Consider the following 11,806-nt stretch of genomic DNA (forward strand, 5'->3'; position numbering starts at 1 on the left):
CCGCCGCCGTCGTCCCAGGTGGCGGCTCGCGGACTTCGGGGGTGCTCACGCGGCCACCGGGGAGGCACTCCTGCCAGGAGGACCAGGAGGACCAGGAGGGCTAGGACGCGGCCCTCGGTCGGATCGCTCGTCGGAGCTCGTGGTCACCGCTGCGCGGGGTCGGCCTCGATGTTGGCGGCCATCCTGCGCAGCACCTTGAGCGCGGCCACGTACTCCTCGTCGCTGATGCCCTCGTGGACCACCGCGCGCACCTCGGTCGCCAGCTCGCGCAGCCGCACCCTGGCCGCCTCCCCGGCATCGGTGAGGTGCAGGCGCTGCCCGGCGTCGATGCGCAGCCAGCCGCGGTGGGCGAGCTGGTCGATGACGCGCGCGATCTCGTGCGGCCCGTCCGCGAGCGGCGTCAGCCGGCTGACGACCTCCTCGCGACCCGGCGCCTCGGGCCAGCTGTTCACGCAGTTCACCACCCAGTACTGGGGCTGCGTGGCGTCGATCCTGGCCATCGCGTCGCGCAGATGGCCGGTGACGGCGGTGTGGACGAGTCCGCTCCAGTACCCGATGGGCTGGGCGGCCAGCATGTCGTCGGTGGCGTTCGGATCGGCCGGAGCCTGGTCCGTGCGGGTGTCGGTCAGCCGGTTCATGATCCAGAAACTAGTGCCCGGCGAGCCGCTCCATCAAGACGACGCTGCGCGCGAGCATCTCCTGCTCCTCCGTGCCGAGTTCGAGGTCGATGGCCCGGGCGAGCCAGTCGGCCCGGCGGTCGCGCTCGGCCTCCAGTGCTGCCCGTCCCGCCTCGGAGAGGTCGACGAGGGACTTGCGGCCGTCCGTCGGGTGCGCCCGGCGGACGATGAGGCCCTGGTCCATGAGGAGTCCGACCGCGCGGGCCATCGACTGGGGGCGCACGCGCTGGTCCGCGGCGAGGTCGCTGGTGGTCATGGCGCCGTCCCGGTCGAGGACGCCCAGAACGGCGACCTGGCCGTGCGGGATCCGGTCCTCCTGCTTCACGCGCCGCGCGAGCTTGCCCATGGCGGTGCGCAGATCGGCGGCGACGGTGGCGGGTTCCGGGGTGGGCATAGGGCACTTTAACCCGCGGCCGCCAGCAAGTCTGCGCAGGTCACCTGCACAGCGAAGCTGAACAGCAAACCTAAACAGCAAGGCTAAACAGTCAATCTGAACAGCATTGCTGTAGAGTTTCGGTGTCGCGGCTCGCGCCGGCGCTGTCGCATCAGTGCCGCGGCATGTGACTACGGAAGGACCTCGTATGGCCCACCAGGCAGCTGAGCCCACCGCCATCCAGTCCGTCACCGCCCGCCGGATCATCGACAGCCGTGGCAACCCCACCGTCGAGGCCGACGTCCGCCTCGCCGACGGGTCCCTCGGCCGCGCCGCGGTCCCGTCCGGCGCCTCCACCGGTGCGCGGGAGGCTCTGGAACTGCGCGACGGCGATGCCGGGCAGTGGCACGGCAAGGGGGTCGACCGTGCGGTCGCCCATGTCAACGAAGAGATCGCGGCCGCGGTCGTGGGCCGCGACGCGGACGACCAGGCCGGCCTGGACGCCGCGCTCGTCGCGCTCGACGGCACGCCCGGCAAGTCCCGGCTCGGCGCGAACGCGATCCTCGGGGTCTCCCTCGCCGCCGCCAAGGCGGCCGCCGCGGCTCATCGCCAGCCGCTCTACCGCTATCTCGGCGGCGCCGACGCCCGCCTTCTCCCGCTGCCGATGATGAACATCATCAACGGCGGGGCGCACGCCGACAATCCGCTGGACTTCCAGGAGTTCATGATCGCGCCGGTGGGCGCGGAGACCTTCGCGGAAGCCGTACGCATGGGCTCCGAGATCTTCCACACTCTGCGGCGCGACCTGCTCGCCGCAGGGCACTCCACCGGCGTCGGCGACGAAGGAGGCTTCGCGCCCGCGCTGCGCACCGCCGAGGAGGCGCTCGACTTCGTCATGAGCGCCGTCGAACGCACCGGATACCGTCCCGGCGCGGACATCGGCCTGATCATGGACCCGGCCTCCTCGGAGTTCTTCCGCGACGGTGCCTATGTGTACGCGGGCGAGGGTGTGCGCCGCACCCCCTCCGATCAGGTCGAGTACCTCGCCAAGCTGATCGACGCGTACCCGATCGTCTCCATCGAGGACCCGATGGCCGAGGACGACATGGACGGCTGGCGCGAGCTGACCACCCGCGTCGGCCACCGCTGCCAGCTCACCGGCGACGACGTGTTCTGCACCGACGAGGCGCAGGTGCGCGAAGGCATCCGTACCGGCGTCGGCAACTCGGTCCTGGTGAAGGTCAACCAGATCGGCACCCTGACCGAAGCCCTCGCCACGGTCGCCACCGCACGCCGGGCAGGCTGGAGCGCCGTGATGTCCCACCGCTCCGGCGAGACGGAGGACACCACGATCGCGGACCTGGCGGTGGCGACGGGCTGCGGCCAGATCAAGACCGGCTCGCTGTCCCGCTCCGACCGCACGGCCAAGTACAACCAACTGATCCGCATCGAGGAGGAGTTGGGCGAGTCGGCGCAGTACGCGGGCGGGTCGCTGCTGTCCCGCTCCTGAACGCGAACGGACGGCCTCCGGTGGGCAGTTACGTCCACCGGAGGCCGCCCTCCGTTCGCGGCGGGCCGGTCCGGGCCGCCGGACACCGGACCGGCTCACCGCTCCCGGGTCACCGGGTCCGGGCCGAAGAGGCGCGGGTCAGGGGAAGTTGACGACGGTCGAAGGGATCGTCGACGTTCCCGAGGTGGGGGAGCCGGTGTTGTTGATGACGTGCTCGTACTGGCCGTTGCCGCCGAGCGAGACGACGAGCAGGTTGTGGAACTTCACGCCGGGCTTCACCGGGGCCTTGAAGCCATGGCCCTGGATGATCGTCGGGTCGACGTTGTAGTAGCAGTAGCTGCCCATGCCCCAGCCCTCGTGCTGTTCCACCGAGTCGTCGACCCGGTAGGCGGCGTAGCCCTTGGTGTCGCCGTTCTGGATCGCCTCCTGGTTCGGGGCGTCGTAGGCCTTCTCGTTCTGGAAGAAGATCGTCCGGCCGCGCTCGCCGTACCACTCCACGTCGTACTTGTTGAAGTGCTCCACGAACAGCCCGGTCGCCAGGACGTCGTCGCCGTTCACGCGGACGCCGTAATCGGCCCGGTTGGTCTCCCAGCCCCAGCCCTCACCGTGGTCCGCACGCCACACCCAGGTGTGGTCGATGATCGTGTCGTCGCTGTTCACCACGATGCTCGTGGTCGCCTTGCCGGGGCCCGCGCCGCCGATCCGCACGAACACGTCCTGCAGCGACGTGGGGTTCGCCGAGTGGTCGGCGGACGCGCCCTGCGGTCCGACCTCCAGCAGCGTCTGCGAGTTGACCGGGCCGGCGTCGATGAGGAAGCCGGCCAGCTTCACCCCGTCGACGTCGGCGACCTTCATCGCCGTCACGCCGTTGTCCGGGATGATCGTGGCCAGACCGAGGCCCAGGACGACCGTGTCGGCCCGGTTCACGTTGATGGTCTGGTCGATGTGGTAGACGCCGGGCGTGAACAGCAGGTTCAGCCCCTGCGCGAGCGCGGCGTTGATCGTCGCGGCCGTGGCGCCCTGCTTGACGACGTAGAAGCGGTTCAGCGGGATGGACTCGCCCTGCTGGGCGCCACCGTCCCACGAGACACCGCGCGCGTTGACGCGCTTGGCGGGGACGAAGACCTTGTAGTCGTTGCCGTCGAGGTAGAGGAACGGCTTCTCGCGGGAGATCGGGGTGGTGTCCAGCGTGGTGTACGGCGGGTCCGGGAAGCTCGCCGCCGGTGCGCCCTGGACGCCGGAGAACGTCATGTTCCACACGGCGTTGGTCCAGCCGCCCACGGAGCTGTCGCGGGTGTACCACTGCTGCTGCGAGTACGGTCCGACCGTGCCGTCGATCTTGCTGTCGGCGATGTAGCCGCCGCTGGCCCAGCCGTATCCGTCGGGCGCGAGGTTGAGCCCGCCCTTGACGTGCATCCGGCGGAAGGGCGCGGCCTGCGAGACCGCCCAGCGGTTGGTGCCGGAGACCGGGTTCAGCGTCAGGTTCTCCGCCGAACGCCAGAAGTTCTGCGTGGCGTTGCCGTCGAACCAGCCCGCGTCCACGGTGACATCACCGTTGAACGTGGTGTCGTTCGGGTTGAGGCCGAGGCCCGCGATCTGGGTGTAGAAGCCGATCTGCGCGTTGAGGTTGTTGTACGTGCCCGGCTTGAAGAGGAGCGCGTGCCGCCCGCTGCCGAACTGGGCCTCCTCCTGCTGCTCGAAGATCGCGTCGACCTTGCCCTGGATGTCGGGCGTGGACGGATCGAAGACATGGACGTTGGGACCGAGGTCGCCGCCGCCCGGAATCTCCGGACCGCCGCCGCCGTCACGGGTGCCGAAGACCTTGAACTCCCAGAGGGAGTAGCCGTATCCGGTGGCGCGCTCGGTGCCGGTCAGACGCACGTAGCGCGCGTCGCCGGAGATGTTCAGGGTCTCGTTGCCACCTGCGGAGGTGGTGGTGCTGTAGGCGGTGGTCCAGTTGCTGCCGTCGGCCGAGATCTCGATGCGGTAGCTCTTCGCGTGCGCGGCCTCCCAGGAGAGTTCGACCCGGCTGAGCGCGGCCGGGGAGCCGAGGTCGATCCGTATCCACTGGGGATCGGCGAACGCGCTGGACCAGCGTGTCCCGCCGTCCCCGTCGACGGCGTTGCCCGCGGCCGTGCCGCCGTTCTCCTCGCTCGACGCGGTCACCGCGCCGCCCTGGGAGAGCAGGACGGGAGCGGCCTGCGCCGGAGCCGCCTGCACGGTCGCGAGGAGCGCCGCGACCAGCGTGGTGACGAGGGCGAGGGCCAGGGTGCGCCACCGGTGGGATGCGGCCATCGGGGGCCGCGAGGGTCTGACGAGGGCAACGGGCATGTCTGATCTCCTGATAGGTCAGGTGGGCGGGGGTGGAACAGGTGCGGACTCGTGCTCCCACAGGGGGAGAGAGCGCTCTCTCGGTAGCCGAATGATTCTCCCGTGTTTCCGTCGCGTCAAGAGTTGTGCACAGAAATGCCGCGCCCGGTCGGACGGGCCGCCCGATGTTTCATCTCCTGAAATCTCAGAGACAGTTGACCAGGCATCAGAGCGACAAGTCGGACCTCGGCGGCCGTGGCCTCTTGAATCAACTCGGCCGCGACTCTTGACGGTTCACTCCGCTCCCGCCAGTCTCCCCACTGTGGGGGAGCGCTCTCTCGGCCCAACCCCCTCACAGAGCAAGGAGTTCGCATGGAAGCCCGTGGAACACCACGGTTGCGCGGTGCCCTGGCGGTCATGGCCGCCGTGGCCCTCCTGTTCACCCTCTCGGTGGCCGTCGCCCCGGAACGCGCCGCCGCCGCGGCCGTTCTCGTCTCCCAGGGAAAGCCGGCGACCGCCTCCAGCACGGAGGCGCCCTTCAGCGCCGCGTCGGCCGTGGACGGCGACACCGCCACCCGCTGGTCCAGCGCCTTCACCGACGACGAGTGGCTCCGTATCGACCTGGGCGCGAGCACGTCGATCGGGCAGGTCGTCCTCGACTGGGAGGCCGCGTACGCCAAGGGCTACCGGCTGGAGGTCTCCGCCGACGGAACCGACTGGACGACGATCCACTCCACCACGACCGGCTCCGGGGGCGTCGAGACCCTGACGGTCTCCGGGACCGGCCGCTACATCCGGATGCACGGCACCCAGCGGGCCACCGCCTGGGGCTACTCCCTCCACGAGTTCCAGGTCTACTCCACCACCGGTGGCGGCACCGCCCCCGGCGACGACGACGTCCTGCTCTCCTACGGCAAGACCGGCTCCGCCTCGACCTCCCAGCACGACGGCACCTGCTGGGAGTGCTCGCCGGACAAGGCCTTCGACCGTGACCCCGCCAGCCGCTGGGCCACCAGCCCCGAGGGCGGCTGGACCGACCAGGGCTGGATCGCGGTCGACCTCGGCGCCCGCGCCGAGATCCACCGGGTCGTCCTCCAGTGGGACCCGGCCCACGCCAGGGCCTACCGGATCGAGGTATCCGACAACGGGACCGACTGGACGACGATCCACCAGACCGCCGCGGGCACGGGCTTCAAGGAGACGCTGGACGTCAGCGGCGCCGGTCGGCACGTACGCCTGTACGCAACCCAACGCAGCGGTGAATACGGCTACTCGCTCTGGGAGTTCCAGGTCTGGGGCACCGGCGGAGCGCCGAACCCCGCACCGCCGCTGCCGGCCGACCCCACGTACGACCGGCTGGTGTTCAGCGACGAGTTCAACGGCCCCGCGGGCACCGCGCCCGACCCCGCTAAGTGGGTCCCGGAGACGGGCACCGGCCCCAACAACGAGCTGGAGTACTACACGAACAACAAGAACGCCGCCCAGGACGGCAACGGCAGCCTCGTCCTGGAGGCCCGCCGCGAGGAGACCCCGGGCTCCGCCTGCCCGCCCGACCCGCTGAGCGGCAGCACCACATGCCAGTACACCTCGGCGCGGCTCAACACCTACGGGAAGTTCCAGTTCACCTACGGCCGGGTCGAGGCGCGCATCAAGGTCTCCGGTACGCAGGGGCTCTGGCCCGCGTTCTGGATGCTGGGCGCGGACTACTTCGACCAGGGGCGCCCGTGGCCCTACACCGGCGAGATCGACATCATGGAACACGTCGGCAAGGAGCCGAACACCACCTACTCCACCCTCCACGCGCCCGCGTACAACGGCGCGGCCGGCTACGGAGCCCCGTACTCCCTGCCCGGGGGCGCGGACTTCGCCGACGACTTCCACACCTTCGCCGTGGACTGGGACAGCAAGGGCATGACGTTCCGGGTCGATGGTCAGGTGACGCACACGGTCGACAAGGAGGAGCTGGAGAGCACCCGCGGACCCTGGGTGTTCGACCACGACTTCTTCCTCATCCTCAACAACGCGGTCGGCGGTGACTGGCCCGGATCGCCCGACGCCACCACCCGCTTCCCGCAGAAGCTGAGCATCGACTACGTCAAGGTCTGGCAGTAGGAGAACGGGATCGCGTACCCGGGCGTCCGGGCGGTGGGGTCCTCCTACCGCCCGGACGCCCGCCCCGGCTTCAGCCGCCCGCCGCGGAATCGGCGCCCCCGCGCGGCGCGTACAGAATCCAGAGCGGTCCTTCGGCGAGATCGACGCGCCGCCCGTCGCTGCCGGTGAACACGGTGTCCGCCTCGGCCGAGCTCCGGGACCACCGCGCCTCGTACGTCCGCCCGTCGCGCAGGACGACCGCGCTGCCCGCCCCCACGGTCTCGGTGAACGGAGTGACGTTCCCGGACCGGTCGCTGAAGTCCGACGGGCGGACGGTCACGTCCTGGACGACGACCGTGCCGGCCCCGATCCGCTCGCCGCCGGCGGTACGGGCGGGGGAGCCATCCAGGGAGACGAGCCAGCGGTCGCGCTCGGCGGACCAGGTGAAGGTCACGGACGCGGACGGATAGCGGACCGTACGGCTGTCCTCTGGCTCGCCGCCGGGCGGCGGCGGGCCCTTCTTCAGTCCCAGCTCCTCGACGGCGTCCACGCCGGAGGCGGTGAACGGAATCCTCTCCGGCCGCAGATAGAGATTGTGCGGTGCGGGCCGGACCTGGCCCCGGAAGTACGCCCCCGGCGCCTTCGAGGGCGGCACGGCCTCCAGCGGCGCGCGGTCGATGACCGGCAGCAGCCTGCTCTGCGCCCCGGAGAACGCCAGCGTCGGCCGGTCGAACTGCCGCAGCAGCTCCAGATCGGTCTCCCGCGCACTGCGCACCGGGCCGATGACAGGCGGCAGATCGGAGGAGTAGACGGCGAGGATCCGGCTCAGACCGGCCTCCACCTGCTCGACGTAGACGATGTCGGCCCGCTCCAGGCCGGTGTGGGGGCGTGCAGGCGCCACGTTGTCGATCTTCACGGCCAGTACGTCGGCGGTCCTGCCCGCACCGGACGGGGAGCGGCTGCTGGGCGAGGGCGACGAACCGTCCCCGCCCGTGCACGCGGCGGTCACGGCCAGCAGGAGCGCGGTGAGCAGCGCTGCGACCGATGTCTTCACTCCGGCTGCGGACATGGCGACCGCCCTTCCGGGGCGCCGGCCGGCGGTGGCGGCGGAGCGTCGCCGTGTCGCGGCCCCTCATCCATCATCACGCGTCCGGGGCGCCGGTGGTTGCGCCGGAGGGCCGTCCGCCCGCCGACGCCCCCGGAACATTGGCGGAGTGAGTACTCACTCCGTACCGTTCTCCTCATGACCGAGAAACCAGCGACCCGTCGTCGTGCGCCGGGCATGAGCCCCGAACAGCGCCGCGAAATGATCGTCAAGGCGGCCATTCCGCTGATCGCCGAGTACGGCGCCGCCGTCACCACCGCCAAGGTCGCCCGCGCCGCCGGTATCGGCGAGGCGACGATCTTCCGCGTCTTCGCCGACAAGGAGGAGCTTCTGGACGCCTGTATGGCCGAAGCGATGCGCCACGACCACGCCGTACGCGAGCTGATGTCCATCCCCACCGACCTCCCGACCGCCGACTGCCTAGCCGAGGCGGCCGACGCCCTGGAGGCGCACCTGGACCGGATGGGCGCCATCGCGGGATCACTGCACGCCTCCGGCCACCGCCGCCGCGACACCCCGGCGGGCGAACAGGCCCGCGGCATGGGGCGCGAGGAGTCGATGGCCGCGATCCGGAACGCGGTCGCCGAGCTCCTGGCACCCGACGCCGAGTCCTTCCGCCTGCCGGTCGAACAGGCCGCCGCGCTCTTCTTGGGCCTGCTGTTCACCCGCCCGCACCCCGACGACCCGGCACGCCTCACCGGGGGCCGGCTGGCGGAGGTCTTCCTCCACGGTGCGCTCGCCCCGACACCGGGAGCGGACCGATGACCGCCCCCTCGCCCCGACGCCGCCGGACCACCACGATCCTGGCCGCCACGCTCGCGCCCGCCCTCGTCCGGCTCATCGCCGACCCGCTCCTCGGCCACCGACTGCGCATCACCGCCCCCTCGGAGCGGCACTGGTGGCCGGACTGCCGACCCGGCCCGACGCACCGGAGCGCCCGGCGTCGTAGCGTCGGGAGGCATTCCGGACCGACCGACATGGCTGGAACTGCTCTGCGCCGCGCACCCGATTCCGCTTCCGAAGGCGCTGTTCGCTCTCTACGGTTGCATCAGCGACGGTTCACGTGCCCGTACGCTGCGACAAGTGAGGCGGAGGGGGTTCGGTGGAAGCCGAGTTGACGGCACTGGCGGCATCGGGTGCGACGACGTTCGTGGGGCTGATGGCGACGGAGGCCTGGACGCAGGTGCGCGGGCGCGTGGCCCGGTTCCTGGCCCGGGGTGAGGACACCGAGGCGGTCGACGCCGAGCTGGAGGAGTCCCGCGCCGAACTGACGGCGGCCCGTGCGGACTCCGACGAGGAGACGGCAGCGGACATCGAGGCGGAGTGGCGGACGAGGCTCCGCCGGGCGCTGCGCGCCAACCCGGAGGCGGCCGCCCAGTTGAGGGACCTGCTGGAGGAACTGGCTCCTCACCAGGCGACCGGTGCGACCGTGTCGATCAACCACAACACGATCAACGGTGGCACCTACAACTCACCTGTGATCATGGCCCAGTCGATCCACGGCGGAAGTGCCCCGCTGACACCCCGGCAGGAACCGGGCGCACGATGATGGCAGGGCGGTCCGACGGTTCCGAACCGGACTTATCGGGTAGTGGTGTATCCGGTGCCGACTACGGGCCGAGTATGGGGGACCGGGCGGTCCACGGCGGCATCACGTTCGACATCCAGCAGCCGCCTCGGCCCGAGTTGAATCTCCCGCCCGACGAAATTCCGCCACCGCCCGCTCGGTTCGTCGGCCGGGCCGCGAGCCTCGCCGCACTCGACACCTGGCTGGCCCAGGGTGACTCCGATGGCGTGGGCGTCGGCTTCGTCGCGCTGTACGGACCGCCCGGCGTGGGCAAGACCGCGCTCGTGTCCCATTGGGTGGAGCGCAGACGTGAGCGGTTCCCCGGCGGGCGGATCTATGTGGACTTCGCCGCTCTGCGGGCGGAGGCGGCGGACGAGGAGGTCTTCGAAACGGCCCGGCGCCGCCTGCGATCCCAGGGCGTCGATGTCGCCTGCATCTCGGCCACGTTCACGGAACGGATCGAGCTCCTGCGGAGCAGATTCGAGGGCGGACGTCTGGTGGTCTTCCTGGACAACGTCTCCTGTGCCGCTGAGGTGACCCCCCTCATTCCGTTGGTGGAGGGACAGGGCAGCGTGCTGCTGGTCGCGAGTGAGAACCACCTCGGGGAACTCGCACTGGACGGGGCGCGATCGATGCCGGTGGATCCACTCGACCGGGACAGCTCCCTGGCGGTGCTCGCCGACCGGTGCGGCGCGGAGAGAGTCGCCGTCGACCCGGCCTCGGCGGAACGCCTCGTGGATCTCTGCGGCGGGCTGCCGATGGTGCTGCGCGTGGTCGCAGCCCGGCTGGCGACCGACGCTCGGCTCAGCTTCGCCGCACTTGCGACAGAGCTGGCCATGGAATTGCGTCGACCGACAGGAGTGCCCGCCCTCGGAAGGGAAGGTTCGGTATCGGCCGCATTCGATCTCTCCTACCGTGGACTGGACCCGGATACGGCCCGGCTCTACCGACTGATGAGCTGGTTCCCGGGGGAATCCTTCGACGCCGGGGTCGCCGCGGTGGCGGCAGAACTGGATCCAAACCGGGCTGCGGACGCGCTGGAATCCCTGGACCGGGCAGGCCTGCTCGACCGGATGGCGGACGGCCGTCTGCGCTTCCATCGCCTCGTACGTCTGCACGCCCTGGAACGAGGGACGGAGGAGGAACACCCGGACGAATTCCCGGCGCTGGTAATGCGGGTGACGCTGCACTACCTGGCTCTCACCGCACTCGCCGACCGGACCGTCAGGCTGGACCGGCTGCGGATCGCCGACCTCGACCAGTGGCTCTCCGACGTTCACGACCCCTTCGCCGCGCCGGACGCCCCCCAGCCCGTGGACTGGCTGGAGGCGGAACACCGCAACATCCTCGGTGTCTTGCGGGCCGCCGCGCGCGACAGGGCGCTGTACACCGAGGTGTGGCAGCTTGTGGAGGCCTTGACTGCGCTGTTCTTCTACCACCGGCATCTCGGTGCCTGGAGGGATTCGCTACTGATCGGGGTAGGGGCCGCCAGTGTGAAAGGGACTCGCGCGGCTGAGGCGAGGCTGCTCAGCTTCTTGTCGCGCGTACTCATGGACCTTGGTGACCACATTGGTGCCCGGCTGGCGATGGACCGGGCTCTGGTGTGGGCGCAGAAGGCGTCCGACGACGTGCTGCTGGCGTCTGTGCTCGAGTTCCGGGGGCGCTGCTTGGAACCGTTCAGCCGAGAAGATGCCAAACAGTCCTATAGGCGTTCCATTTTCTTGAACAAAAGGGCGAATCAGCCTCGTGGTGAGGCAATAGCCACGTATCTGCTCGGTTGTGTCCAGGCGGCTGACAATGAGCTCTATGAAGCTCTGTTTACCTTGCGAGGCTCTCGCGCGGCGCTGAGCGATGTGTGTGACCGTCGTATGGCGGCCCGGGTCGACTTGGCCATAGGAATGGTACTGGGGCGTCTGGGAGAGGCTGTTGAAGCAGACCAATTGCTTCGACGGTCGGCCGAAACGCTACTGGCGGTGAAGGCGATGTACTACCGGGCAGAGGCGCTGGTGGCTCTGGCAGACCTTCAGGAGCGGTGGGAAGGCCCTTTTTCGGACGTGCGATCACTGATCGTCCAGAGCATCGCCATATTCGATGTGTATGACAGTCCGCGGGCGGCGGTGCTCCGGAGACGGCTGGCGAACATGGATCCGCGTGACTGAGGCCGGTGCACAGG

Annotated in this window: 9 protein-coding genes; 5 read left to right on the top strand and 4 right to left on the bottom strand. The window is 70.1% G+C overall.

The features are described 5' to 3' along the window. Positions 1-143 precede the first annotated feature (143 nt). Positions 144-638, bottom strand: a complete 495-nt coding sequence (locus tag G3I54_RS20345; protein ID WP_164616297.1) for a MarR family winged helix-turn-helix transcriptional regulator — start codon at positions 636-638, stop codon at positions 144-146. 10 nt (positions 639-648) lie between these two features. Then, the gene (locus G3I54_RS20350; protein WP_164616298.1) at positions 649-1,071 is read right to left on the bottom strand and encodes a MarR family transcriptional regulator; all 423 of its coding nucleotides are present in this window, start codon (positions 1,069-1,071) and stop codon (positions 649-651) included. 187 nt (positions 1,072-1,258) lie between these two features. Here G3I54_RS20350 and eno point away from each other — a divergent pair, with 187 nt between their 5' ends. After that, positions 1,259-2,560 (top strand): phosphopyruvate hydratase, encoded by a 1,302-nt coding sequence (eno, locus tag G3I54_RS20355; protein WP_164616299.1) that lies wholly within the window; start codon positions 1,259-1,261, stop codon positions 2,558-2,560. Positions 2,561-2,698: 138 nt separating this feature from the next. Here the strand turns inward: eno and G3I54_RS20360 are convergent, their stop codons facing one another. Next, positions 2,699-4,891: a discoidin domain-containing protein gene (locus tag G3I54_RS20360; protein ID WP_164616300.1), complete on the bottom strand. Its 2,193-nt coding sequence runs from the start codon at positions 4,889-4,891 to the stop codon at positions 2,699-2,701. A 351-nt stretch (positions 4,892-5,242) separates the two neighbouring features. On the opposite strand from G3I54_RS20360, the gene G3I54_RS20365 reads away from it, so the two are divergent. After that, positions 5,243-6,982: a discoidin domain-containing protein gene (locus G3I54_RS20365; RefSeq protein ID WP_164616301.1), complete on the top strand. Its 1,740-nt coding sequence runs from the start codon at positions 5,243-5,245 to the stop codon at positions 6,980-6,982. A gap of 70 nt (positions 6,983-7,052) precedes the next feature. Here the strand turns inward: G3I54_RS20365 and G3I54_RS20370 are convergent, their stop codons facing one another. Beyond that, positions 7,053-8,030: a DUF3048 domain-containing protein gene (locus G3I54_RS20370; protein WP_164616302.1), complete on the bottom strand. Its 978-nt coding sequence runs from the start codon at positions 8,028-8,030 to the stop codon at positions 7,053-7,055. A 237-nt stretch (positions 8,031-8,267) separates the two neighbouring features. Here G3I54_RS20370 and G3I54_RS20375 point away from each other — a divergent pair, with 237 nt between their 5' ends. The 3 genes from G3I54_RS20375 (at position 8,268) to G3I54_RS40010 (ending at position 11,792) form a co-directional block, all read left to right on the top strand. Next, positions 8,268-8,831 carry a TetR/AcrR family transcriptional regulator gene (locus tag G3I54_RS20375; RefSeq protein ID WP_164616571.1) on the top strand — a complete coding sequence of 188 codons (564 nt, stop codon included), beginning with the start codon at positions 8,268-8,270 and terminating at the stop codon, positions 8,829-8,831. Between the two features lie 337 nt (positions 8,832-9,168). Then, positions 9,169-9,615, top strand: coding sequence for a hypothetical protein (locus tag G3I54_RS20380; protein WP_164616303.1), 447 nt, complete (start codon positions 9,169-9,171; stop codon positions 9,613-9,615). Positions 9,616-9,689: 74 nt separating this feature from the next. Continuing rightward, positions 9,690-11,792 carry an NB-ARC domain-containing protein gene (locus tag G3I54_RS40010; protein ID WP_164616304.1) on the top strand — a complete coding sequence of 701 codons (2,103 nt, stop codon included), beginning with the start codon at positions 9,690-9,692 and terminating at the stop codon, positions 11,790-11,792. Positions 11,793-11,806: the final 14 nt, after the last annotated feature.

Source organism: Streptomyces sp. SID14515, assembly GCF_010548505.1.
GTDB lineage: Bacteria > Actinomycetota > Actinomycetes > Streptomycetales > Streptomycetaceae > Streptomyces > Streptomyces caviscabies.